Source organism: Aquamicrobium sp. NLF2-7 (assembly GCF_022359935.1).
GTDB classification, from domain to species: domain Bacteria; phylum Pseudomonadota; class Alphaproteobacteria; order Rhizobiales; family Rhizobiaceae; genus Mesorhizobium; species Mesorhizobium lusatiense.
Map to the genome: position 1 here is coordinate 3,214,694 of NZ_JAKSED010000001.1, position 23,599 is coordinate 3,238,292.

Consider the following 23,599-nt stretch of genomic DNA (forward strand, 5'->3'; position numbering starts at 1 on the left):
AATGCCGGATCGTTTGGTCAGGCGGGCGTGTCGCCCACCGTTCCGTGATCTACGGTGAGGAACTGAGCGCGGCCTTCGAGGCTGGAAAACAGCGCGGCATCTGTGCCTGTCATGAAGGCCTGACAGTTCATGTCTTCCAGAATGGAGAACAGCGCCGCGCGGCGGCCGGCATCCAGATGCGCGGCGATCTCGTCGAGCAGCAGGATCGGCGTCATGCCGGAAATCTCGCCGGTCAGCCGCGCATGGGAAAGCACGATGCCGACCAGCAGCGCCTTCTGCTCGCCGGTCGAGCACAGTTCGGCGGGCATGGATTTCGGCCGGTGGCGCACGATAAGGTCGGAGCGGTGCGGACCGTCCAGCGTGCGCCCCGCCGCCCGGTCGCGTTCGCGCCCGGCTGCAAGCGCCCGACGAAAACCTTCTTCGACATCGACGGCCGGCATGGTGCCGACCTGCGCTTCCAGTTCGCCGGAAAGGGCGATGTCGGCCTGCGGAAAGGGGCCGTCGCCGGGTAATTGCTCGATCTTGGCGGCCAGCAGTCGCAGCAGTTCCGCACGCGCGGCGGCAATCGCCACGCCGGTCTCGGCAAGCTGCGTCTCGATGGCCTCGAACCAGGCGCCATCGCGGGAATTTTCGGCCAGCAGGCGGTTGCGCCCGCGCATCGCCTTCTCATAGGCCAGTGCGCGCTGGCCGTGGGCGGCGTCGATGGCCAGCACGAGGCGGTCGAGAAAGCGGCGTCGATCACCGGCAGGGCCGGTGAACAGCGTGTCCATGGAGGGCGTCAGCCACATCACCCGCAGCCATTGCAGCAATTCGTCGGCATTGCGTGCCGGCGCGCCGTTGATGCGCACGCGCCGTCCGCCTTCGCCGGCCTCTCCAGCCATGATCCCGGTGCCGATATCGACCTCGCCTTCCGGCCCGTCGAGCTTTGCGTGCAGGGCAAAGCCGCCGTCACCGCCTTCGCGGGCAACGTCGGCATAGGGCGCGCGGCGCAGGCCGCGCCCCGGCGCCAGCAGGGAAACCGCTTCGAGAAGATTGGTCTTTCCGGCGCCATTGTCACCACTCAGCACAACAGGCCCCGGCTTCAGCTCAAGCGACAGCGTCGCATAGTTGCGGAAGTTGGTCAGGGTAAGCCTGCGGATGTGGGAACTGAGCGGCATGGCCATGGCGCGGGCCTGACGGAGAGGCCCGCAAACTGCCCTACACGCGCATCGGCATCAGCACATAGAGCGTGTTCTCGTCGCTGGTGTCGCGGATGAGCGTGGGCGATCCGGCGTCGGCCAGCATGAATTCGGCGTCGCCGCTGGAGAGCTGGCCCGCAACGTCCAGCAGATAGCGGGCGTTGAAGCCGATCTCGATGGGATCAGACGAATAGTCGGCTGCCAGTTCCTCGACCGCGCTGCCGGAATCGGGATTGTTGACCGTAAGCGTCAGCTGGCCTTCGCTGATCGACAGCTTCACCGCGCGCCCGCGCTCGGACGAGATGGTGGAGACGCGGTCGACGGCGGCGGCAAAGCTCTGGCGGTCGATGACGAGGCGCTTGTCGTTGCCGGTGGGAATGACGCGCTGGTAATCCGGGAAGGTGCCGTCGATGAGCTTCGAGGTCAGCACCACGGAGCCGATGGTGAAGCGGATCTTGGTGTCGGACAGTTCCGTCGTCACCGCCACGTCCGGATCGTCGACCAGCTTCTGCAGTTCGCCCACCGTCTTGCGCGGAATGATGATGCCCGGCATGCCTTCGGAACCCGCGGGCGCGTCGATTTCGGCGCGGGCCAGACGATGGCCATCCGTCGCCACGGAACGCAGCCTGAGATTGCCGCCAGCCTCATGGGTGTGCAGGAAGATGCCGTTGAGATAGTAGCGCGTCTCTTCGGTGGAGATGGCGAACTGGGTCTTTTCGATCAGACCCTTCAGCGCGGTGGAATCCAGCCGGAAGATATGCGGGAACGAGCCGGCCGACAGTTCGGGGAAATCCGATTGCGGCAGGCATTGCAGGCGGAACGATGAGCGCCCGGAGGTCACGGTCATGGCCGCGCCGTCCTCGTCGGTCTTGAGCATCACCTCGGCGCCATCGGAGAGCTTGCGCACGATGTCGTAAAGCAGATGGGCGGGCACCGTGGTGGCGCCGGGCTGCTCGACCCGCGCGGCGGTTGCCTCGGTGATCTCGAGGTCAAGGTCGGTAGCCTTCAGTTCGAGGCTGGAACCGTCCGTGGACAAAAGCACGTTGGAGAGGATCGGAATTGTGTTGCGCCGCTCGACCACGCGGTGAACGTGGTTCAGGGACTTGAGGAGGTTCGACCGTTCCAGAATTACACGCATGACGAAACAGGCTCGCTTGAAGGAAAGGGCAGGCTCCCGGACCGGCAACCTGCCACAGTCTGAATGGCTCGGAGCATCGGGCCGAAAGCGGGATCGGTTTTCGCAATGCCCCGACGCTCAATCAAGATATCCGCAGCGCCCCGCCCTCGGGAAGGACGCGTGACACTCCGGAATGGGGATTAAGCTGACAGGAAAAGCGCCCTGAAAGCAAGACCAAACGGCTTTGTTGCGCGGGTTTTACAAGGTTTTAGAGCATTTTGCAGTCAGACGGAAAAGTCTGACGTCGCACAAATGCGGCCAGGCAAAACAAGCCGGAGCAGCGAGGCTGCGTTCGTCAGAGCGTCCGCTGCTCCGGAGCATGGCGGCGCAATGAGCCGCCATGCCTTCATGGCGCGCGTCAGGCCTGATCGTTGATCAGACGACGCAGAAGCTCAAGTTCCTGCGCCAGCGTGTTGTCGTTGTCCGACAGGCCCTCGATCTTGCGCACCGCATGCAGCACCGTGGTGTGGTCGCGGCCGCCGAAGCGCCTGCCGATTTCCGGTAGCGAGCGCGGCGTCATCACCTTGGAAAGATACATGGCCACCTGACGCGGCTTGACGATGGTGCGGGTGCGCCGGTTGGAGAGCAGCTCCGTCTTCGACACATTGTAGTGGCGGGCAACGATGCGCTGGATGTCCTCGATGCGAACCCGCTTCGGCTCGCCGGAGCGGTAGATGTGGCCCAGAATCTCGTCGATCCGGTCCACGGTGATCTGCGGCTCGAAGGTCTGGCGGAACAGAAGCTGGTTGAACGCGCCTTCAAGCTCACGGCCGCTGCCGGTGACGGTGCGGGCCACATGCTCAAGAACGTCGTCGGCAACCTCGATGGATGCATCTTCAGCCTTTGCCGCCGCCAGCCGCTGCTGGAGCATCGACAGGCGCATGGAGAGGTCAGGCGTCGACATTTCCAGCGCGACGCCGCCGTTGAGGCGCGAGCGTACGCGCGGCTCCAGCGATTCCAGTTCCGCCGGCGGCCGGTCGGCTGCGACAACCACCTGCTTGGCACTGTCCAGCAGCATGTTGATGAGGTGGCAGAACTCGTGCTGGATCGACTTGCCCTGCAGGAACTGCATGTCGTCGATGATGAGCAGGTCGATGTCGCGAAGCTGCTCCTTGAGCGTCAGCGCATTGTTGTCGCGGATGGCGGTGGCGAAGCGCCACATGAAGTATTCAGCCGTGAGATAGACGACGCGCGAGCGCGGGTTCTGACGCAGCGATTCCGCCGCTATCGCCTGAAGAAGGTGCGTCTTGCCGAGGCCGACGGTGGCGTGCAGGAACAGCGGGTTGAAGCGCACCGCGCTGGACTGCGATTCCGCCACGGCGCGCGCGGCAGCGAAGGCAACGCGGTTCGACGGGCCTTCCACGAAGGAAGAGAAGGTGTAGCGAGGGTCCAGCGGCGAGCCGAGGACGTTCTGGCGGAACTCGGTTTCGACCGGGCCCGGACGCTGCGCCGGCATGCGCTCGGTCTTGCCGTTGTTGGTGCCGTTATTGGCCATGGTGGAGGCCAGCGCCGTCTGCGCCTGACGCGAAACCGGACGTCGCTGCTGGGCCGGGACCTCGGCATCAGCCGCGCGTGACTGCCTTGCGGCTGTGCGCACGATGATTTCGACCCTGAGGATCTCTGCATCCTCTTCCTTCCACAGTTCGACAATCTGGTCGAGATAGTGGCCATTGATCCAGGAGCGCAGGAAGGCGGTTGGCACGGAGATGCGCACAACGCCCTTGGAGGCTTCAGCCAGCTTCATGCGGCCGAACCAGCTCGAATAGACCTCTGCACCCAGACGTGCCTTGAGCTTTGCCTTCACACGCTCGAACTTGTGATCTGCCTCCCCAACAGTTGTCATGTCATGTCCTTTGGCAACGTCCCCCTCGTAGGGAGCACCGCCAAGTTCCCTGCCCATGCCGCTCTGCATTTCGTGATCCTTGTCCCGCACTTGCGCCAGGGGCATCATGCCCGTGGCGGCCTCGTTATGATTATGTCCGTCGCGGCCGCCGCTGGCCATCTCCGGATATGCTCGCCGCAGGCCGAACCGTTTCCGGTTCTTTCCACGACAGGGAAACCAAGCGCATGACAAAGCAAGCCGTCCGGCTTGTGGCCGGCCAAACTTCAACGCGCCATACGAATGACTGGTCCCCTACCAGTATCGAAAGCGACAACCGACCTGTACGCGGGCGAGCGCCCACGGTGCCAATGCTGTCTTGTTATGAGTAGGTCGAGGGCTAAAAGCCCGTCCCTTTCGATGACCAGACACTAACGAAATCGCTGTGGAAAGGGCAAGGCCACATCTTACTGGTTTTGAGCGAATCTGGTTACCAAATTACCCTTGACGGCAGTGTCTGCGGGCATGGCAATCTTGAAAGCCATTGGGATTCAAACCCTTTTCGAGAACGCCCGGAAACGATAGCTGGCGTGATTCTTTTTTTTAATATTTTGCTTGACACCCGGTTGTCCCCTTTCGGCTCCCGCCGATATGAACAAGCTGTGGATGACCTTCTTTAAGCTCATGAAAATAAAGGGATTTTTTTGCCATTCCTGGCGGCGCCAATGGCGCGCTGATGCAGCAGGAAAGTCACATACCGGCAAAATTTCCGGTGACCGGAAACCTGCCCCCGCGGAAGCTTCCGGTGCGCCATTCCCGCTTTTATTCAGACGACGAAAAAAACCCGGCTCGAGCGCCGGGTTTCAGAGAATTTGACGGTTCCTTGTTAAGGAATCAGGCAGACAGGCCCTTGACGCGCTGAGCCAGTCGCGAAACCTTGCGGGAAGCCGTATTCTTGTGCAGCACGCCCTTGGAGGCGGCGCGCATCAGTTCGGGCTGTGCATTCTGGAAAGCGGTCTCGGCGGCTGCCTTGTCGCCAGCGGCCAGAGCTTCTTCGACCTTGCGGACGAAAGTGCGGACGCGTGAAACGCGGCTCTTGTTGATCGCGGTGCGGCGAGCAATCTTGCGCGTAGCCTTCTTGGCCGAGGGAGTGTTGGCCATGGTGCCTCTCTTCTGATCTCAATAGGTGGACGCTTGCGGCAACCCGCACGGCGCAAAATAAATGGGCAGCAACGAGGCCACCTCAGTTGGGGCGGCTTATAATTCAGCTTTACAGCTCAGTCAATCTTGCTTCGCATCCAAACCGCGAATTCGACCTTCTGAAAGGCCTCATCTGTTGCGGAATTGGGGTTTGCGCTTCTCCACGAAGGCGCTCATGCCTTCCTTCTGGTCTTCCAGCGCGAACATGGACTGGAAAACCCGCCGTTCGAATCGCAGGCCCTCGGCCAGCGTCACTTCATAGGAGCGGTTGATCGCCTCCTTGTTCATGATCACGGACGGCAGCGAGAATTCGGCGATCTTCGTCGCCGCCTTAAGCGCTTCCCCGACCAGTTCGCCGACGGGCACGATGCGGGAGACGAGACCGGCACGCTCGGCTTCCTCAGCATCCATCATTCGGCCGGTCAGGCACATGTCCATGGCCTTGGACTTGCCGACGAAACGGGTGAGGCGCTGGGAGCCGCCCATGCCGGGCATGACGCCCAGCGTGATTTCCGGCTGGCCGAATTTCGCATTGTCGCCGGCAATGATGAAGTCACACATCATGGCAAGCTCGCAACCGCCGCCAAGTGCATAGCCGGCAACCGCCGCGATGATCGGCTTGCGGGTGCGGGTGAAGTCCTCCCAGCCGGAAAACAGGTCGCCCAGATAGACGTCGACATAAGTCTTCGTCTGCATCTCCTTGATGTCGGCACCTGCCGCGAAGGCCTTTTCCGAGCCGGTCAGCACGATCGCGCCGATATTGTCGTCGGCATCGAACGCCTTCGTTGCGACGAGCAGTTCGCCCAGCACGGCCGAGTTCAGCGCATTGAGGGCCTGGGGCCTGTTCAGCGTGATCAGCCCGACCTTGCCGCGGGTTTCGACAATGATGTTTTCGTAAGCCATGCGTTTCCTCTCCTGAGCGCTGCAGAGACCTAGCCTATTTCTGACAGCTGCGGCAATAAAAGGTGGAGCGGCCGCTCTGCACGATCCGCTCCACCGCGCCCGGGCAGCCCGGTTTGCGGCAAGGTTCGCCCTCGCGATCATAAACGGCAAAGCTGTGCTGGAAATAGCCGAGCGACCCATCGGTATGCATGTAGTCTTTCAGCGAGGAGCCGCCGGCCGCGATGGCGTCGGCAATCACTTCGCGGATGGATTCGGCCAGCCGCTGGCGTTGCTCCGCCGCCTTGCGGCCGGGAACGGCGATGGTGCCGGCCGCGCGCAACGGCGAAAGGCCCGCACGCCACAGAGCCTCGCAGACATAGATGTTGCCGAGCCCGGCGATCAGGCGCTGATCCAGAAGTGCAGCCTTCAGAGGCGCCTTGCGGTTTCGGAACAAGGCGGCGAGCAGATCCGCATCGAGCGTGTTGCCGGTCGGTTCCACGCCGAGGCCAGCCAGCATCGGATGCTCGTCCGGTATGGTCTCGGAAAACAGCATGAAACCGAAACGGCGCGGGTCGTTGAACACGACGCGATATTGCGCCTCTGCGGCCGACACCACATCGAACACGACATGGTCGTGGGCGGAAGCCCTTGGGCGTTCATAATGAAAGCTGCCGGGTGTTGCGCTGTCGCTGCCGTCCTCGATGCGGAAAGATCCGGTCATGCCCAGATGGCAGATGAGGGCCGGTCCACCATCTGTGTGCATGGTCAGATATTTGGCGCGCCGGCCAAGCGCGGTTATGGTGCGCCCATCAAGGCGCTCGGCGAATTTTTCAGGAAATGGGAAGCGCAGGTTGGGACGGCGGGTCTCGACGCTGACGATGCGGGCGCCTTCCAGAACCGGCTGGAGCCCGCGCCGGACGGTTTCCACCTCGGGCAGTTCAGGCATGGCCGCCGATATCTCCGTAAAAGGATGTTCCGTATTTTCCGCGCCCGATGCCCAGATGCTCGGCAACTGTTTCGCCGATATCGGAGAATGTCGTTCTCAGGCCCGCACTCCCGCCAGCCAGTCCCGGCGCCAGGCCGATCAGCGGAATGCGTTCACGTGTATGGTCGGTGCCGCGCCATGTGGGGTCATTGCCGTGGTCGGCCGTGAGCACGAACAGATCGCCGGGTGCCAGAAGCGCCAGCGCTTCCGGTACGCGGCAGTCGAACGCTTCCAGTGCCGCCGCATAGCCGGCGGTGTCGCGGCGATGGCCGAACTCGCTGTCGAAATCGACGAAGTTGGCAAACACGAAGTCGCCGTCAATCGCTTCCTTCATCGCCTCCAGCGCCTGATCGAACATGGCCATGTTGTCGGCGGCCTTGCGCAGAGTGGTCACGCCGCGATGGGCAAAGATGTCACCGATCTTGCCAACGGCCAGAACGCGCCCATGCGCTTCGGTGATGCGGTCGAGCAGGGTTGGTTCGGGCGGGGAGACGGCATAGTCGCGCCGGTTGGCGGTGCGTTTGAAAGTGTCCGCAGTCTCGCCGAGGAAGGGGCGGGCAATGACCCGGCCGATCTTGAGCGGATCGCACAGCCGCCGCACGATCTTGCAGAATTCATAAAGCCGGTCGAGCCCGAAATGCTCTTCATGCGCTGCGATCTGCAGCACGGAATCGACGGATGTGTAGCAGATCGGCTTGCCGGTCGCGATGTGTTCTGCCCCGAATACCTCGATTGCCGCCATGCCGTCCGAATGGCAGTTGCCGAGGATGCCGGGCAGGTTGCCTTCGCGGATCATGGCCTCGGTCAGGGCAGGGGGGAAGGCGGGCACCGTGTCGGGAAATCGCCCCCAGCCAAAGCGCATCGGCAGCGCGGCGATCTCCCAGTGCCCGGAGGGCGTGTCCTTGCCGCTTGAAATCTCCTGCGCGGCTCCGTGAAAGGAGGAAGGCAGAAGCGGTGCGCTGGCAGGCTCGAAATCATATCCTGAAGCGATGTGGGCTGCATGAGCGAGACCCAGTGCGGTCATGTTGGGAAGAAGAAGCGGACCATTGCGCAGGCCCGGCCGGTCCGCCTTGCCGGAGCGGCATGCATCGGCGATGTGGGCGAATGTGTTGGCGCCCTCGTCCCCGAACTCGGCTGCGTCTGCTGCGCCACCGATGCCGAAGGAATCGAGAACAAAAACGAAAGCGCGCGCCATTACGACCTTATGGTAAAGATCACATCCTCCGAGGCGGGGCGGTCCTGCGGACGCGGATCAGCTTGATCAGGAGATCCAGACATAAGCCCGGCATGGCACCTTGGCAATCTGCAAACGCCGGTCAGGCGTGCCGCTGCGTCAGCAGTTAGAACAGGCGATTTCACTCCGGATTCGCGGTCTGCCGTAATAGACCTCGTTCATATTGATGTTGCTGAACGCGCCGGTGAGGCCCGTGGTTCTTTCAGCGCCTGAGGCCCAAGCGATGATCGGTCTGTAACCCAGGCTGATTTCCACCTTTATGAGGAACGTGTCGTCGGTCTTAATGTCCTTCTCAACAGTAACGATGGAGTTTTTGGCGATACCCGTGCTGTAGACGTTGTCCTTCAGCGTTCCCGACCACACGACCTTGGGTTCGAGGCTGCCACCTTTGTTTTTTGAAATCTTGATCCCGGTAACTGTGATCGTCGGGCTGGAGCGATTGTAAGGACGCATCGTCGTCTGGCCGACGCGCATGATGCCTGTCAGAGCCTCCTTCGTCAGAGTATCCTGTTGCCCGACGAGATCGGCGACCATGGAACCCAGCCGGCTGAGTTGCTTGCTGGTATCGATGCCCTGCACCGCTTCCACGGTCATGAAGTAAAGCGCCAGCATGATCGGTGCGATGAAAGCGAACTCGACCGCCGCAACGCCGCGCCGGTCGCGCCTGAAACCGGCGATTTTCTCTCTCAGATTTTTCAGCATGCTTAGTACCCCCGTACCAGCGATCATCTTCAGCCGTTTGTGTGCGGCGCGTGTCAGTAAGGTTCGTTCTGCCAGGTCATGGTGGCAAAATGCACCGTCTTGTTGTCTGCCAGCGGTGCCATGTATTTGCTCATGTAGTCGGTGATGATCGGCCATTCGTAGAAGAGGCGCAGCATGTTGCGCGACATGGTCGAACCCGGATCGATGACGAAGCCCTTGGCGTCCGTCTTGCCATTGTCAGTCAGAACCAGCTGTTTGCCTTCGATGGCGTAGCCGAGTTTCGCGGCATCGGTGAAATTGTCGAAGTGACGAAGGTCTATCTTCAGGCCAGGGCAATTCTCGGTGACGATGACTGACATCCGGCCGCAGACAAGTGTGAAGATCTTTTCCTGCAAGGCAGTTTTTTCTGCGGCCGTGGCCGGTGCCTGCCACTGGCCGGTGCGGAACTGGCGCGCCACATCGTCGGCAGCGTTCGCAAGCATCTGTTTTCCCGCAAACGAGATGCAGCTTTCCAGAATGGCAAAGGTCAGCAGCGCGAACGGCAGGATGAGCATGCCGAATTCAATCGCCGTGCTGCCTTTTGCATCGCGCCTGAACCTGCCGGGAAGACTCGTCAGACGCCGCCTCGCCTTCGTGCGTGACCTGTTGGGAACGCTTTCCATGTCTCTACCGCCGACCCCCTTTGTCAGTGGATCGGATCATAGACGGAAGCCGTTGAAGTCCCGTTTGGGTGATCGCTAAATTCCGACGGTGGCAATTAAGGGTGCGTCAACCCTGGATCGCCGGGGCCGGATGCTGTTGCCCGGATGAGCCGGTTACTCGCGCTTCAGGTCGCTGTCAGACAGTCTCTCGGCCTCGCTCTTGTGGGAGCTTTCGCAATAGGGCGTGCAGGACATGGTCTGCACGTCGGAGCGCCTGTAGATGCGCACCGTCGAGGCCGTCTGGCGCGCGACCGTCACCTGTTCATCCATGATCGGAGCGCCGTCACTGTCCAGAATGACCAGATTGGTGACCCCAAATCCCTTGCCGGTCAGGATTACCGTCGTGGCATCCTGAACCGATGCGTCCGCGATTTCGGAGTTGCCGATCACGATCGTATCGGCCGGGCGCGACAGCTTGACGATGCGGGCCTGGTTCATGACGACCTCTATGCCGGCTTCTGTCGCGGGCGCGGCCGTTTCCACCACCGGCTCGGCAACGGTCGTTTCTGCGGCCCGGACTGTGCAGTTTCCCGCCGCGAACAAAGCGCCCGCAAGCAACACCGGTCTCCACATGCCCATGCCCGTTCTCCCGCTCCGCCAGAGTGATCAACGGAATATGAACGGTTTTGGTGAAGCAACGGTTAAGCCTCGCAGGCAGGCATTCAGGCAGAGGCTCACCGATCTTTAACGCAAGGCATGTAAGGATGCGCCCATCATTACATGTCGGGTGGGGCCTCCATGCTTGAAGCTTTGATTTTCGTCATTTTCCCGTTTTGCATGGTCTTCGCAGCGGTCTCGGATGCGCTTTCGATGACCATCGCCAATCGCGTCTCTCTGGTTCTGGTGGGCAGCTTCATGGTGATCGCGCCGCTGACCGGCATGGAGTGGAGCACTGTGGGAATGCATCTGGCCGCGGGCGCGCTGGTTCTGAGCGCAACCTTCGTCCTGTTCGCTATCGGCGGCATGGGCGGCGGCGATGCCAAGCTCATGGCGGCAACCGCCGTCTGGATGGGCTTCGACATCCTGCTGGTGGAATACCTCATCTATGCATCGTTTGTCGGCGGCCTGCTGACGCTTGCCACACTCATGTATCGCAAGTCGTTTCTGGCGGATTTCACGCGTGACAACATGTTCCTGCGCCATTTCGGCGATACCAGCGTGGGTATCCCCTACGGTGTTGCGCTGGGTTTCGCGGGCCTTGTGATCTATCCCAAAACCGCGCTGGCCGCGTGGGCCATCGCCCGTCTGGCAGGCTGACCGCCTGAAACGCAGAATTTCCGGAACAGGCTTCCAATACGCCGCACCTGACCGTGCGGCGTATTTTTTTGGCGGAAAGCGACGATAACCTCGCGTTAAGCAATTTTGTAAGCAGCTCATTAACCATAATTTGAGGATTGGCGCTGCAATGTCCGACCTGGGTTGATGCTTTCTGGGGCTTAGGGGTTGGACGTATGGCTGCATCCCGTTTGATAATTTTGGGCGTTGCGGTCGCCGCTGCGGGCGGTGCGGGCTATGTCGCCAAGAACATGGCGGTTCCGCCGCCGCAGCCTGTCGTGGCTGAGCCGCAGCCGCGTGAGCCGGCCGTGAAGATGGTCGATGTAGCCGTTGTGTCGGGAGATGTGCCGATCGGCGCGCCGCTGGGCTCCAATGTGGCCTGGTCGGCATGGCCCGAAAATGCCGTCAATCAGCACTTTATTACGCGCGACAACGAACCCGACGCGGTCGAAAAGCTGAAAGGTTCCGTCACGCGCATGGCGATGTACAGTGGCGAGCCGGTGCGGCGCGCGAAGCTGATCGACGAAGGACAGAGCTTCATGTCGTCGATCCTGCCGTCGGGCCACCGTGCGGTGGCCACCTCGATCGCAGCCGATACATCCGCCGGCGGCTTCATTCTTCCCAACGATTATGTAGACGTCATCATGACCCGCCGTGCCGACAATGCCGGCGGCGGCAGCGGCTTCACCACTGAAACGATCCTGAAGAACATTCGCGTCCTCGCCATTGATCAGACCATCCAGGAGGATGAGGAGGGCAAGAAGACGCGGGTTGGCCAGACCGCGACGCTGGAGCTGACGCCGCGGCAGTCGGAAATCATCACCGTCGCCCAGCAGATGGCGGATCGCCTCACGCTGGCGCTGCGCTCGATCAAGGATACGCAGGAAACAGGCCTGAGCGAGGCAGACTATCTGGTCAGCGGCAACGGCCGCCGCGGCACCGTGCGTCTTATCCGGTCTGGCGAAGTTTCCGAAGTGGGGGCAAGGAAATGAGGTCATTCAGGAAACTTCCGGTCACAGTCGCCGCCGCTCTCGCTATTTTCGCCGTCACCGTTCCGTCCGGAACGATGACGGCCGATGCCGCGGGCCAGGTGAGCGCGACCTCAGCCAGTCAGCGCATCAAGCTTGGCCTCAACAAATCGGTGGTCATCGATCTGCCGCGTGACGCCTACGACATTCTGGTCGCCAATCCCGGTGTTGCCGATGCCGTGACGCGTACATCGCGGCGCATCTATTTTTTCGGCAAGGCAGTTGGTGAGACCAACATTTTCGTGTTCGGCCCCAACGGGGAGCAGATTGCCAGCTTCGACCTCGCGATCGAGCGGGATGTCGCCGGCATCGAAGACTATCTCAAGCGCTTCATCCCGAATTCGAACATCAGGGTTGAACTCGTCAACGACAACGTGGTTCTGACCGGTAGCGTTGATACGCCTCTGGATGCCAAGCGGGCCGAGCAGCTTGCGAGTGCCTTTGTCAGGGGTGGCGAGGCGACGACCGGTCAGTACTCGCAAACGGCGGCGGGTGGATCATCCAACTCGGGTGTTGCTATCAACAATCCTGACAGTGCACGCCGCAGCAGCAGCATCATCAACATGCTTCAGATCATGGGCGAAGATCAGGTCACGCTCAAGGTGACGGTGGCCGAAATCAGCCGTTCCGTGATGAAGCAGCTCGGCGTCAACATGGTGGCGCAGACGAGCGGTATTCGTTTCGACATGCTGGACCCCACCAATTTGCTTCAGGCAGGAAAAGGTCTGGGCGGTGCTGACATGCTACGCGGTTATGTCAACGCCATGGAGCAGGCAGGTGTCATGCGCACGCTGGCGGAGCCGACGCTGAGCGCCGTATCCGGCGAGCAGGCGACTTTTCGTGCTGGTGGCGAATACAACATCGTTGCGAATGTCGTGAATGAAGAGGGGCGGACGGTCCGAACTCTGGAAAAGATCGAATATGGCATTGGCCTGGAGTTCCAGCCGGTTGTCCTGTCGCCCGGTCGCATCAGCCTGAAGGTCCGAACCTCGGTTTCCGAACCGACACCCGAGGGTTCGGTTGATATGGAAGGCCAGAATATCCTGTCGTTGCGGAAGCGGCTGGCCGATACCACGGTTGAATTGCCGTCCGGCGGCTCCATGATGATTGCGGGACTGGTCAACGACAATTCGCGGCAGATCTACAACCGCATACCGGGACTTTCTCAGGTGCCTGTCCTTGGCACCCTCTTTCGCAGCCGTGATTTCGTGCGCAGCGAAACCGAACTGGTGATCCTCGTCACGCCCTATCTGTCGAAGCCGGTGGCGCGCAATGAGCTGGCCAAGCCGGACGACAATTTCAATGCCGCAAGCGATGGCGCCGCCATGTTCCTTGGCCGCGTGAACCGTGTCTACGGCACCATGAAAACCGACAAGCCTGCCGGTCGCTATCACGGCATGGTCGGCTTCATCTACAAGTGAGCGGGGAAACGGGCATGTCGAGCGCAATGTTCAAAGCAAGGGCAAGTGTCGCAATCCTGACCGTGGCCGCCGCCGCGCTGCTGGCCGGATGCGCCAATCGCGACAGCGTCGTCGTCGGGTCCATTCCGGATGACTATCGCACCAATCATCCGATCGTCATTTCGGAAAAGGACAAGACACTGGACCTGCCGGTGTCGGCCTCGGCACAGGGCGTCTCCAAGATGCAGCGTCAGGCGCTGGCCGGGTTCTTGGACGGATATGACACTGGTGCTGCTCCTGTTCTCACGATTGCAGTCCCGGCCGGATCCGCAAACGAGCATGCCGCCGGCAAGGTAGCCCGCGAATTTGCTCGTCTGGCCGCGGCGAACGGCGTCAGGCCAAATCGCATCGCGATGGCGCGCTATCAGGCTTCGCCCGATGAACTGACCGCGCCGGTACGGCTGGTCTACAGTTCGATCAGGGCGCAGACCGACAAGTGCGGGCGCTGGCCGAAGGATATTCTGGATACGTCCGACAACAGGCACTACGCGAATTTCGGCTGCTCGTACCAGAACAATCTTGCCGCACAGATCGCCAATCCGGCCGACCTGCTGGGTCCGCGCAAGCAGACCACAATAGATGCGGAAAACCGTAACGTGGTTATCGACGTTTACCGGGAAGCCGGAAACAGCACCACCGCTGGCGAAGTGAACTATTGATGAAGTCCGGCCTGTCCGGGGGGCAAGCAGCATGACAAATCTGGCTTATGAACATGTGATCGAGGCGGAAATTTCCGCCGAACAGGACCTGACCTCCATGCAGATGCTGCGGCCGATCCCGCGCATCTCCATCCAGGCGTTCTGCGAGAGCGAAGGGGTCTCGGTTCCCATCGAACGTGCCGGTGATGACCGCCGCATGTCGAAGGCGCATCTGAAGGTGCATATGGGCGGGATCGCCACGGCGATAGAGTTCTATCAGACCGCGCCCACGCCGAACCTGATCATTCTGGAGTCCCGCAGCGAGCCGAAGGAACTGCTGGAGCAGCTTGCGCAGCTCGCCGAGCATTGCGACCCTTCCACCAAGGTAGTTGTCGTCGGGCACTACAATGATGTCGGGCTGTATCGCGAGCTGATCCGCAACGGCATCTCCGAATATGTGGTTGCGCCGGTATCGATGGCCGACATCGTCAGTGTTATTGCCACGATCTTCGTGGACCCTGAGGCGGCCCCGATCGGCCGTTCCATCGCCTTCGTCGGAGCCAAGGGAGGCACCGGCTCGTCCACCATTGCGCACAATGTGGGCTGGGCGATTTCCTCGCTGTTCAGGTCCGAGGTTGTCGTCGCCGACATGGATCTCGCTTTCGGCACGGCCAACATCAATTTCGATCAGGATCCGGCCCAGGGGATTGCAGAGGCTGTGTTCTCGCCCGAGCGCGTCGACGAGGTCTATCTCGACCGCCTGCTGGCCCAGTGCGCGGAAAACCTGTCGCTGCTGGCCGCGCCTTCGACGCTCGACCGGGTCTATGATTTCGATGCCGACGCCTTCGCCCAGATCATCGATACGGCGCAGCGCACGGCGCCCGTCATCGTTCTCGACGTTCCCCACATCTGGAGCGGCTGGAGCAAGAGCACGCTCATGCACGCCGACGAGGTGGTGATCACCGCGACGCCGGAACTCGCCAACCTGCGCAACACCAAGAACCTTATGGACATGCTGAAGCGTCTGCGGCCCAACGATCCGCCGCCGAAGCTGATCCTAAACCAGACGGGCGTGCCGAAGCGCCCCGAGATTTCGGTTCAGGATTTCGCCGAGCCGCTGGAAACGGAGCCGATGGCGGTGATCCCCTTCGATCCGCAGCTTTTCGGCAATGCCGCCAATAACGGGCGCATGCTGGGCGAAATGGATGCCAAAAGCCCGGTTGTGGCCACCATCAACGACATCGCCCATGTGCTGACGGGGCGCGCCGAGATCAAGGCTCGCAAGAAGGCCGGACTGGGCTCGATCCTTGAAAAGCTGAAGCGCGCAAAGTGAGCATAGCCGGGGCAGGGGACAGGTAGTCGATCATGTTCGGAAAAAGAGGCAGTGACGACAGGGACAAGCCGTTGTTCTCGCGGCCAGCGCCTGCGCCGGCAGCTCCTGCTGCAGGCGCAGCGGACACCTCTCCATCGCGCGTTGCCGAGCCGGTCGCGCCAGTGCCCCCGCCTGCGCGCCGTGTTGTCGAGGCTCCCCCGCTGGCGGCCCAGCCAAAGCGCGTGCAGCGTGAGCGCAGCGAAAGCTATTACGACACCAAGAGCCAGGTCTTCGCCGCGCTGATCGACACCATCGACCTGTCGCAGCTCGCCAAGCTTGATCCCGAGGCGGCGCGCGAGGAAATCCGCGATATCGTCAACGACATCATCGCGATCAAGAACTTCGCCATGTCGATCGCCGAGCAGGAGGAACTGCTCGAAGACATCTGCAATGACGTTCTCGGCTATGGTCCGCTGGAGCCGCTTCTGGCCCGCGACGACATTGCCGATATCATGGTGAACGGCTCGCGCAACGTCTATATCGAGGTGAACGGCAAGGTCGAGCAGACCGGCATTCGCTTCCGCGACAACCAGCAATTGCTCAACATCTGTCAGCGCATCGTCAGCCAGGTGGGCCGCCGCGTCGATGAATCCTCACCCATCTGCGACGCCAGACTGCCCGATGGTTCGCGTGTCAACGTGATCGCGCCTCCGCTGGCCATCGACGGAACCGCGCTCACCATCCGCAAGTTCAAGAAGGACAAGCTGACGCTCGACCAGCTCGTGCGTTTTGGCGCGATCTCGCCGGAAGGCGCGGAAATCCTCAAGATCATCGGGCGCGTACGCTGCAATGTGGTGATCTCGGGCGGCACGGGTTCGGGCAAGACCACCCTGCTCAACTGCCTGACCAACTATGTCGACCGTGACGAGCGCATCATAACCTGCGAGGACTCGGCCGAGCTTCAGCTTCAGCAGCCGCATGTGGTGCGCCTCGAAACCCGCCCGCCCAACCTTGAAGGCGAGGGCGAGGTGACGATGCGCGATCTGGTGAAGAACTGCCTGCGCATGCGCCCGGAGCGGATCATCGTCGGCGAGGTGCGCGGTCCGGAAGTGTTCGACCTGCTGCAGGCCATGAACACCGGCCACGACGGCTCGATGGGAACGATCCACGCCAACAGCCCGCGCGAATGCCTCAGCCGTATGGAATCCATGATCGCCATGGGCGGCTATTCGCTGCCGCAGCGCACGGTGCGCGAGATCATCGTCGGCTCGGTCGACGTGATCGTTCAGGCTGCCCGCCTGCGCGATGGCTCACGCCGCATCACCCACGTCACCGAAGTGATCGGCATGGAAGGCGACGTCGTCATTACCCAGGATCTGGTTCTCTACAACATCAAGGGCGAGGACGCGAACGGCAAGCTGATCGGCGAGCATGTCTCGACGGGTATCGGCCGGCCGCACTTCTGGGACCGCGCCCGCTATTATGGCGAGGATCAGAGGCTGGCTGTCGCGTTGGAAGCCATGGAAAAGCGGGCTGATTGAGCACCATGAGCGTGGAGGGTAGCCGCAATGTTCGGAATTGACAGCACCGTCCTGATGTTCGTTGTGCTGGCTGGCATGAGCGCCGGCGCGGTGGCCTACGCCTTTCTGTTCAACCGCATCAGCGAAGAAAAGAACGTCGGCAAGCGTTTGCAGACGATCAAGGCCGCCGACTCTGACAGGGCCTCGGTCAAGGCCTCGCGCGATCGTGTCGCTGAAGCAGCAAAGCGCCGCAAGTCGGTTCAGGAATCACTGAAGGAACTGGACGAGAAGCAGAAGCTTCAGGACCGTAATGTCAGTAAAGCGCCTCTCAAGCTTCAGATCCGGCAGGCCGGTCTCGATCTGAGCCTCGGGCGTTTCTATCTCTACTCGGCGATATGCGGACTTGCCCTGACGCTGGTTGCCTTTGTGGTCGGTCTGCCGCCGATCATTCTGCCCGGCGTTCTTGTGGCAGGCGGCCTTGGCCTGCCGCGCTGGATCATATCCTTCCTGCGCGCGCGGCGCGTAAAGGCCTTCCTCAACGAATTTCCAAATGCGCTGGACATCATCGTGCGCGCGGTGAAATCGGGCCTGCCCCTGAACGACGGGGTGCGCCTGATTGCTTCAGAAGCACCGGAACCGGTACGCGGCGAATTCCGCCGCATCGTCGATGCCCAGCAGATGGGCCTGTCTATTCCCGATGCCGCCATGCGGATGCCTGAAACCATGCCGTGTTCGGAAGCGGGATTCTTCGGAATCGTCATCCAGATTCAGGCGCAGGCCGGTGGCAACCTCTCGGAGGCCCTTGGCAATCTTTCGCGTGTGTTGCGTGATCGCAAGAAGATGAAAGCCAAAGTCGCAGCCTTGTCGATGGAGGCAAAGGCGTCGGCCGTCATCATCGGTTCTCTGCCCATCATCGTGGCGTTTCTCGTCTATCTCACGAGCCCGGAATACATCACGCCGTTGTTCACCACCTCCGGCGGAAACATGATCCTCGGCGTTTCGGCTTTGTGGATGTCGATCGGCATTTTCGTGATGCGCAAGATGATGAATTTCGACGTCTAGGATTCAAGCGGACGCGCTTACTGGATGCATTGAACGGGAGTTTGCCGTGACAGATCTGACCATCAAGACCCTGACCGATCCGGTGTTCCTGACGGCAATTCTGGTCGGCATCGCCGTTTTTGCAACGATGATAACGCTGCTTCCGGCTTTCGGCGGCGATCCGCTCAAGACCCGGATGAAAGCGGTTGCGCTGGAGCGGGACGAACTGCGCGCGAAGCAGCGCGCGCGTCTTGCGGCGGAGGCGGAGCGCCGCAGCCGTGGCCTGCGCGAGCAGCAGTCCACCGGCATGCGCAACATCGTCGACAAGCTCGATCTGCGTCGCCTTCTGGCCGACGAGAACACGGTGCGTCATCTCAAGACAGCCGGTTTCCGTGGCCAGAACCCGATGACGAAATTCCTGTTTTTCCGCCTCGTCCTGCCATTTGCCGGTCTGTCTTTTGCCGTGTTCTACATCTTCGGTCTCGGCGTCATGGCGGAAAAGCCGATTATGATCCGTGTGCTCGCCTGCATCGGCGCTGCCTATGCGGGGTTCTACGCACCTGTCATCTACGTCACCAACCGCGCCACCAAGCGCAAGGAATCCATCAAGCGCGCCTGGCCAGATGCGCTGGATCTGATGCTGATCTGCGTCGAATCGGGCATGTCGGTCGAAGCGGCGATGCGCAAGGTGGCCGACGAGATCGGCTCCCAGTCGGTGGAGCTTGCCGAAGAATTCATCCTGACCACAGCCGAGCTTTCCTATCTGCAGGAGCGCCGGCAGGCTTACGAAAATCTTGCCGAGCGCACGGGGCTGGAGCCGGTGAAGTCGGTTACGCAGGCGCTTATTCAGGCAGAGCGATACGGCACGCCGGTGGCTCATGCCCTGCGCGTGCTTTCGGCGGAAAGCCGCGAAGCGCGCATGACCGAGGCGGAAAAGAAGGCCGCCGCGCTGCCGCCGAAACTTACCGTGCCGATGATCCTGTTTTTCCTGCCCGTGCTGTTTGCGGTCATCATCGGCCCGGCAATCATGCAACTGCGCGAAAATGGCGGTTTCTTCGGCGATCAGCCAAAGGCCACCTCAAGTTCCAGCGTCGAGTAGCGGCGGACGAAGAGGGCAACAGTCCTACCCCTCATGTTTCTGATTGCTATCAGCTTGGTAATCCCGGTGCTGTTGCATTTGCGTCCGATCAAGCAGCGTCGCTCTGTGCTAGTGCCGGGCTGAAGACTTCGCACCCGTTGCGGCCACGCTTTTTGACTGCGTAGAGCGCCTGATCCGCCTGTTCCATCAGTGATTCTGGCTGAGTGGGGGACGCTTTCGACCACACCGCCGCGCCCAGACTGACGCTGAGCGGAAAGCTGCGGCCCTGCCAGCGCCATGGCTGCGAGCGTACGGCTTCGACAAGCGCAGATGCGCAGGATTTCGCCTGCGCAGCAGTGGTTTCCGGCAGAACCGCGCAAAATTCATCTCCACCATAGCGGGCAGGGAAGTCCGTCGGCCTCAGATGCGATGACAGGGTATGCGCCAGATGGCGCAAGGCATCGTCGCCCGCCGCATGGCCGTGCTCGTCGTTGATTTCCTTGAACAGGTCGAGATCGATGATGAAAACCGCGAACGGGCGCCCGGTGCGGCCCGATCTCATGACTTCGGCGGCAAGGCGTTCCAGAAACAGGCGTCTGTTCGGCAGCCCGGTCAACTCGTCCTTCGAGGCGAGCGCGGCGACCTCGTCGCGCAGCCGGTCCATGGCCATGGCGACAAAGCCGAAGTTCCACACCACACCGCTGAAGATCACGCACAGAAGCGCGTAGGACTCAACGACATTGTAGAAGCCGCGGTCCGTGTAGCCGCCCATGAGCATAAAATTCAGGGCGGTTTCCACCGCATGGCCAGCCAGGCCGATCAGCATGGCGGCAGCCGCGATCCAGTCGCCAAGCTTTCGCTCCGGACGGCGCAGCAGGAAAATCGCGGCAAGCAGCATCGGGACGGATTGAGCCGTTGCATAAACGACGTTGCGCCAGTTCCAGCTTTCGAAAGCCGCCACCATGCACAGCATGCTGGCAATGGTGATGGCGACACTGGCCTTCCAGCCTCCGCCAGCGCCGTAAAAATGGCGCACGCCGACCCAGAAAAGACAGAAGCCGAAGATGACGAAGCCGTTTCCGACGATAGCCGGGACCAGTGCGCCCTCATTCCCCTGCAGCGACAGGACAGCGCCGCCGATCACCGACAGCAGGCAGCCCGCCAGCCAGATGCGGGCGGTGATAAAAGAGCGGTAGACATAGGAAACCGCTGCCCAGATCACGCTGACGGTCAGCGAGTTGAGCAGGATGACGATGTAGAGCGTCAGAAAGTCGAGCGCCACGATACAGGGTCCGGCTTGTGAAATCACCCAGTGGGGCAGGGTTCACGGTTGTTCTTCATGGAAGGTCGGCAATGATGCCGGGCCGTCATGAAGAGAGCAACGCGCCTGAAGTGCCTGCCGGGGACGAGCTTATCACCTTACCTTGACGTAAACGCAATATGGCTTGCCGGACGGCGTTTCGCCGGACCGGAAAATGTCAGTTTGTCGCGGATTTCTTGCGGTCCTGCGCCTTCAGCTGGCTCCAGGAATTCTGCTGCGCCAGCATGGAGCGCAAATAGGCCACGTTGGATCGTGCCTGATCGGGCGACAGTTCCTGCGAGGCGATGCGTTCGGCCTCGTCGAAGCGCCCCTGCAGGCCGACGACCAGCGCAAGGTTCTGGCGCACGCGGCTGTCGGCGCCCGGCTGCCGTGCCGCCGAGGCGAGGAAGCTTTCCGCAGTTCGCAGATCGCCTTCCAGAACATAGGACATACCGAGATTGGACAGCACCGAGGGTTCTTCCGGCTTGAGATCGAGGGCCTTGCGATAGAGCTGGCGGGCATTGTCCTTCTGGCCGATCTGGTCGAGTATAGCACCCTCGGCAGACATCAGGCGCCAGTCCGGATATTCCGGGGTCTGGGCACGGCGAACGGCGTCAAGCGCGGGCTCAAACTGGCCATTGGCCGCGAGCGCCTTGCCGTAGGCCGCAAGAACCTGCCTGTCTTTCGGATGGGCGATGGCCAGCTTGCGCATCACGGCCAGCGATTGCTGGGCATTGCCGTCCATCTGCAGGACCGTGGCGAACTGTATGGCAGTTGCCTTGTCGTTCGGGTTTGCAGCATAGGCCTTGCCGAGGCTCGCCGATGCGTTGCGCAACTGACCGGAGGACATCGTCTCCATCGATTTGCCGCCACCGGCGCGACCGATAGAGCCGGTCTTCATCTTGTCGGTGCCGCAGCCCGAGACGCTTGCCATCAGGACAATGGCGAGAGCTGCCGTTATCAAATGGCGTCCGTTCGCGGCGTGATTGCGCCAAATCTGCATGAGAGCCCGCCTCCATCTGCTGGCGCGGCCGTTTCAGGACGGCCGATCCTCATGCAAATCAATAGTCCGTTAACCCTAATGCTTGGTTAATTTGCGATCAAAACGGCGTTGAAATCATTAATAAATTCTTACGTACTCCCCGCACTTTTTTAGGTGCGGGTCTAGCTTGTCCGCTGCACGTTCTGCGAGGCCCTCTTTATCGGCATTGCGTGTGTATAGTTCGGCCATCTTTGTTGATGACCAGCCGTACATGGCAGTGAGTTCAAATGGGGTGGCTCCGTTGTTCGCAGCGATGGTTGCTCCAGCCTTCCTAAGGCCATGCGCGACCTGGAACACCAGCCTCATCGCACCGATCTGCGAACCAATATCCGAAGCTTATATTGCACCACGGCTTTCCGCGTGTATTGATCAGAAAAACCATATCGCCGGTCTTTGTCGCCTCAATTGAACGGTCGAAGGGAGACAGCACAGGGATGTCGAGTTCGGCACTGTTCTTCCCGGCCTGAAACTGGATCACGCCATCCTTGATATGCTGCTTTCCGAACGTAATGGCATCACCCCGCCGAAAGCCGGTGTAGAGCATGATGTCGAGCGCGAGGCGCGCCTGTGTGCCAACCGGATGGCGCTCTTGATACCGGGTAACTTCCTCGACGGTCCAAGTGTGATATCCATCCGTTTTGGTTTTGCGCATTTTGACGTTTGATGCGGGGTTCTTCTCGCTCCATCCGCTATCGAGCGCGAACTGAAGCGCGGCTTTTATGCTGCGGAGATCTTCCATCTCCATTGTCGTGTGGCTTCACGGCGCACATACCAGTGCGAATGTCGGCCTCGGTGATGGCAGCAAAATTCAGCTTTCCGGAACCGGACAGGCGCAGGCCCGCAGGGCGGAGCTTGCCAGCCCAACGGCTGGAGCCATTCCCAATCCATTGACACAGACCGGTCGCTGGAAGCTGTTCGAACGCGCTGCCGCCATCGACCGGCAGGCGGCGGTATGTCCAAAGTCACGGTCTATTGCGTGGCCTGCACTACCAACCGGCGGCTCCCGGCGTCCATACACCGAAATAAGGACATCCGATTGTAGATACTGTGGCGCGCACCTTATCGACCATTTCTGGGCTGTATATGGCGGCGGTACCGCAAAGCGTCCAATTGAGCATAATTTTGTAGTCTGTCGCGCTGACCCGGATCACGGCCTCTGTGCCCTGAGGTAACGATGCCGGCATCTTTTTGGCGAGATCACCATCAAATATGCTCAGCAGCATGAGCGTCTTCTCCACACGCAGGGATGTGGGGTCTTCTTTCTGTCGCCGCACGATTTCCGCCGACAGCTCACGTAAATAGGACACGGCTTCCGGCATCAGGGGCAGTTGTTCATTGTAAGCACGCAACAATTGCTGGTGTGGCAAGGCAGTGTCAGCGTTGCTGCCCGTTTTGGGCAGCCCACTTAACAAAAGATAAGCTGCGCCGGCCCCGGCTATCAGGCCGCCCCCAAATAGGAGAGCGGTCCAAGAGTTTGATCTAGCAAAAGAGCGCGCCATTGAGGCCGAGGGCGCATCGAATGTGCTTTCAACCTTCCTGATCGCATCTTCCAGTGCAGCGATGTCTTCGGAACTTTTCCCTGCTCGTTGTAAGCTGTCTCGTGCAGCCGCGTAGATCCTATTGCGCTGCTCGGGCATCTCAGCACGATGCTTGGCAATTGCGCGATATAATGCCGCCTCAAACCGATCCTGAGCCATATCAATTCTCTTTAAGTTAGCGGTAGCATTAATTACCGGCCCACCAAATTACCAGAGCAATATGACTGCCTGACTGACGCGGGCAGGTGGCCGATTAAGGGAGTCGAGTCAGCCGCTCGCCAGCCAATTCGCAACCGCTGCCGTCAGCACGACATATACCGTAGCGCGGCGCCAGTTGAACGGCGGGCCACCTTAGTCGGGGGAATTTTCAGTCATTCCACCGCATCCCGACGTGCCCACTCCCTTTCGGAATCGAGATCCGGAAGCGATGGCAAGCACTCTGGCTTATCGAATGTCAGTTGTCTTGACCATGGATCGTAGAAATCCACG

General features: G+C 61.0%; 22 protein-coding genes. 8 read left to right on the forward strand and 14 right to left on the reverse strand.

What is annotated here, in order from left to right; genetic code table 11:
- Positions 1–17: 17 nt before the first annotated feature.
- The 10 genes from recF to MIC97_RS15815 all read right to left on the reverse strand — a co-directional run bounded on the left by recF (position 18) and on the right by MIC97_RS15815 (position 10,457).
- The gene (recF, locus tag MIC97_RS15770) at positions 18–1,157 is read right to left on the reverse strand and encodes a DNA replication/repair protein RecF (protein WP_239801167.1); all 1,140 of its coding nucleotides are present in this window, start codon (positions 1,155–1,157) and stop codon (positions 18–20) included.
- A 40-nt stretch (positions 1,158–1,197) separates the two neighbouring features.
- The gene (gene dnaN / locus MIC97_RS15775) at positions 1,198–2,316 is read right to left on the reverse strand and encodes a DNA polymerase III subunit beta (RefSeq protein WP_239800801.1); all 1,119 of its coding nucleotides are present in this window, start codon (positions 2,314–2,316) and stop codon (positions 1,198–1,200) included.
- A 397-nt stretch (positions 2,317–2,713) separates the two neighbouring features.
- Positions 2,714–4,267: a chromosomal replication initiator protein DnaA gene (gene dnaA / locus MIC97_RS15780; RefSeq protein ID WP_239801168.1), complete on the reverse strand. Its 1,554-nt coding sequence runs from the start codon at positions 4,265–4,267 to the stop codon at positions 2,714–2,716.
- 801 nt (positions 4,268–5,068) lie between these two features.
- Positions 5,069–5,335 (reverse strand): 30S ribosomal protein S20, encoded by a 267-nt coding sequence (gene rpsT, locus MIC97_RS15785; protein WP_183828043.1) that lies wholly within the window; start codon positions 5,333–5,335, stop codon positions 5,069–5,071.
- Positions 5,336–5,503: 168 nt separating this feature from the next.
- Complete coding sequence (locus MIC97_RS15790; protein WP_239800802.1) at positions 5,504–6,277, reverse strand: enoyl-CoA hydratase; 774 nt, start codon at positions 6,275–6,277, stop codon at positions 5,504–5,506.
- A 34-nt stretch (positions 6,278–6,311) separates the two neighbouring features.
- On the reverse strand, positions 6,312–7,202 hold the full coding sequence (gene mutM, locus MIC97_RS15795) for a bifunctional DNA-formamidopyrimidine glycosylase/DNA-(apurinic or apyrimidinic site) lyase (protein ID WP_239800803.1): 891 nt from the start codon (positions 7,200–7,202) through the stop codon (positions 6,312–6,314).
- Complete coding sequence (locus tag MIC97_RS15800) at positions 7,195–8,436, reverse strand: phosphopentomutase (protein ID WP_239800804.1); 1,242 nt, start codon at positions 8,434–8,436, stop codon at positions 7,195–7,197. The genes mutM and MIC97_RS15800 overlap by 8 nt, the downstream gene beginning before the upstream one ends.
- Before the next feature lie 138 nt (positions 8,437–8,574).
- Positions 8,575–9,177, reverse strand: a complete 603-nt coding sequence (locus tag MIC97_RS15805; RefSeq protein ID WP_239800805.1) for a TadE/TadG family type IV pilus assembly protein — start codon at positions 9,175–9,177, stop codon at positions 8,575–8,577.
- A gap of 53 nt (positions 9,178–9,230) precedes the next feature.
- Positions 9,231–9,839 carry a TadE/TadG family type IV pilus assembly protein gene (locus MIC97_RS15810; RefSeq protein ID WP_239800806.1) on the reverse strand — a complete coding sequence of 203 codons (609 nt, stop codon included), beginning with the start codon at positions 9,837–9,839 and terminating at the stop codon, positions 9,231–9,233.
- 153 nt (positions 9,840–9,992) lie between these two features.
- Complete coding sequence (locus MIC97_RS15815) at positions 9,993–10,457, reverse strand: pilus assembly protein N-terminal domain-containing protein (RefSeq protein WP_239800807.1); 465 nt, start codon at positions 10,455–10,457, stop codon at positions 9,993–9,995.
- A gap of 159 nt (positions 10,458–10,616) precedes the next feature.
- Here MIC97_RS15815 and MIC97_RS15820 point away from each other — a divergent pair, with 159 nt between their 5' ends.
- From MIC97_RS15820 to MIC97_RS15855, 8 genes are all read left to right on the forward strand, one after another.
- On the forward strand, positions 10,617–11,135 hold the full coding sequence (locus tag MIC97_RS15820) for a prepilin peptidase (protein WP_239800808.1): 519 nt from the start codon (positions 10,617–10,619) through the stop codon (positions 11,133–11,135).
- A 194-nt stretch (positions 11,136–11,329) separates the two neighbouring features.
- Entirely contained in the window at positions 11,330–12,145 is an 816-nt protein-coding gene (gene cpaB, locus MIC97_RS15825; RefSeq protein ID WP_183828061.1) for a Flp pilus assembly protein CpaB, read from the forward strand.
- The gene (locus MIC97_RS15830; RefSeq protein WP_239800809.1) at positions 12,142–13,602 is read left to right on the forward strand and encodes a type II and III secretion system protein family protein; all 1,461 of its coding nucleotides are present in this window, start codon (positions 12,142–12,144) and stop codon (positions 13,600–13,602) included. Before cpaB ends, MIC97_RS15830 begins: the two co-directional genes overlap by 4 nt.
- A gap of 14 nt (positions 13,603–13,616) precedes the next feature.
- Positions 13,617–14,300, forward strand: a complete 684-nt coding sequence (locus tag MIC97_RS15835; RefSeq protein ID WP_239800810.1) for a CpaD family pilus assembly protein — start codon at positions 13,617–13,619, stop codon at positions 14,298–14,300.
- A gap of 31 nt (positions 14,301–14,331) precedes the next feature.
- Positions 14,332–15,612, forward strand: coding sequence for a CpaE family protein (locus MIC97_RS15840; RefSeq protein WP_239800811.1), 1,281 nt, complete (start codon positions 14,332–14,334; stop codon positions 15,610–15,612).
- 32 nt (positions 15,613–15,644) lie between these two features.
- On the forward strand, positions 15,645–17,132 hold the full coding sequence (locus tag MIC97_RS15845) for a CpaF family protein (protein WP_239800812.1): 1,488 nt from the start codon (positions 15,645–15,647) through the stop codon (positions 17,130–17,132).
- A gap of 27 nt (positions 17,133–17,159) precedes the next feature.
- Complete coding sequence (locus MIC97_RS15850; protein WP_239800813.1) at positions 17,160–18,173, forward strand: type II secretion system F family protein; 1,014 nt, start codon at positions 17,160–17,162, stop codon at positions 18,171–18,173.
- Between the two features lie 46 nt (positions 18,174–18,219).
- Positions 18,220–19,251, forward strand: coding sequence for a type II secretion system F family protein (locus MIC97_RS15855; protein WP_239800814.1), 1,032 nt, complete (start codon positions 18,220–18,222; stop codon positions 19,249–19,251).
- Positions 19,252–19,339: 88 nt separating this feature from the next.
- Here the strand turns inward: MIC97_RS15855 and MIC97_RS25240 are convergent, their stop codons facing one another.
- The 4 genes from MIC97_RS25240 to MIC97_RS15875 form a co-directional block, all read right to left on the reverse strand.
- Positions 19,340–20,512 carry a GGDEF domain-containing protein gene (locus tag MIC97_RS25240; protein ID WP_239800815.1) on the reverse strand — a complete coding sequence of 391 codons (1,173 nt, stop codon included), beginning with the start codon at positions 20,510–20,512 and terminating at the stop codon, positions 19,340–19,342.
- A gap of 196 nt (positions 20,513–20,708) precedes the next feature.
- Positions 20,709–21,533 carry a tetratricopeptide repeat protein gene (locus tag MIC97_RS15865; protein ID WP_239800816.1) on the reverse strand — a complete coding sequence of 275 codons (825 nt, stop codon included), beginning with the start codon at positions 21,531–21,533 and terminating at the stop codon, positions 20,709–20,711.
- 310 nt (positions 21,534–21,843) lie between these two features.
- Complete coding sequence (locus MIC97_RS15870) at positions 21,844–22,317, reverse strand: hypothetical protein (protein ID WP_239800817.1); 474 nt, start codon at positions 22,315–22,317, stop codon at positions 21,844–21,846.
- Positions 22,318–22,558: 241 nt separating this feature from the next.
- Complete coding sequence (locus MIC97_RS15875; RefSeq protein ID WP_239800818.1) at positions 22,559–23,269, reverse strand: hypothetical protein; 711 nt, start codon at positions 23,267–23,269, stop codon at positions 22,559–22,561.
- Positions 23,270–23,599 lie beyond the last annotated feature (330 nt).

Excerpts from the sequence above, each read along its gene's own strand:
- recF (WP_239801167.1), bottom strand. The coding sequence starts at position 1,157 with ATGCCGCTCAGTTCCCACATCCGCAGGCTTACCCTGACCAACTTCCGC.
- dnaN (WP_239800801.1), bottom strand. The coding sequence starts at position 2,316 with ATGCGTGTAATTCTGGAACGGTCGAACCTCCTCAAGTCCCTGAACCAC.
- dnaA (WP_239801168.1), bottom strand. The coding sequence starts at position 4,267 with ATGCAGAGCGGCATGGGCAGGGAACTTGGCGGTGCTCCCTACGAGGGG.
- rpsT (WP_183828043.1), bottom strand. The coding sequence starts at position 5,335 with ATGGCCAACACTCCCTCGGCCAAGAAGGCTACGCGCAAGATTGCTCGC.
- MIC97_RS15790 (WP_239800802.1), bottom strand. The coding sequence starts at position 6,277 with ATGGCTTACGAAAACATCATTGTCGAAACCCGCGGCAAGGTCGGGCTG.
- mutM (WP_239800803.1), bottom strand. The coding sequence starts at position 7,202 with ATGCCTGAACTGCCCGAGGTGGAAACCGTCCGGCGCGGGCTCCAGCCG.
- MIC97_RS15800 (WP_239800804.1), bottom strand. The coding sequence starts at position 8,436 with ATGGCGCGCGCTTTCGTTTTTGTTCTCGATTCCTTCGGCATCGGTGGC.
- MIC97_RS15805 (WP_239800805.1), bottom strand. The coding sequence starts at position 9,177 with ATGCTGAAAAATCTGAGAGAGAAAATCGCCGGTTTCAGGCGCGACCGG.
- MIC97_RS15810 (WP_239800806.1), bottom strand. The coding sequence starts at position 9,839 with ATGGAAAGCGTTCCCAACAGGTCACGCACGAAGGCGAGGCGGCGTCTG.
- MIC97_RS15815 (WP_239800807.1), bottom strand. The coding sequence starts at position 10,457 with ATGGGCATGTGGAGACCGGTGTTGCTTGCGGGCGCTTTGTTCGCGGCG.
- MIC97_RS15820 (WP_239800808.1), top strand. The coding sequence starts at position 10,617 with ATGCTTGAAGCTTTGATTTTCGTCATTTTCCCGTTTTGCATGGTCTTC.
- cpaB (WP_183828061.1), top strand. The coding sequence starts at position 11,330 with ATGGCTGCATCCCGTTTGATAATTTTGGGCGTTGCGGTCGCCGCTGCG.
- MIC97_RS15830 (WP_239800809.1), top strand. The coding sequence starts at position 12,142 with ATGAGGTCATTCAGGAAACTTCCGGTCACAGTCGCCGCCGCTCTCGCT.
- MIC97_RS15835 (WP_239800810.1), top strand. The coding sequence starts at position 13,617 with ATGTCGAGCGCAATGTTCAAAGCAAGGGCAAGTGTCGCAATCCTGACC.
- MIC97_RS15840 (WP_239800811.1), top strand. The coding sequence starts at position 14,332 with ATGACAAATCTGGCTTATGAACATGTGATCGAGGCGGAAATTTCCGCC.
- MIC97_RS15845 (WP_239800812.1), top strand. The coding sequence starts at position 15,645 with ATGTTCGGAAAAAGAGGCAGTGACGACAGGGACAAGCCGTTGTTCTCG.
- MIC97_RS15850 (WP_239800813.1), top strand. The coding sequence starts at position 17,160 with ATGTTCGGAATTGACAGCACCGTCCTGATGTTCGTTGTGCTGGCTGGC.
- MIC97_RS15865 (WP_239800816.1), bottom strand. The coding sequence starts at position 21,533 with ATGCAGATTTGGCGCAATCACGCCGCGAACGGACGCCATTTGATAACG.
- MIC97_RS15870 (WP_239800817.1), bottom strand. The coding sequence starts at position 22,317 with ATGGAGATGGAAGATCTCCGCAGCATAAAAGCCGCGCTTCAGTTCGCG.
- MIC97_RS15875 (WP_239800818.1), bottom strand. The coding sequence starts at position 23,269 with ATGGCTCAGGATCGGTTTGAGGCGGCATTATATCGCGCAATTGCCAAG.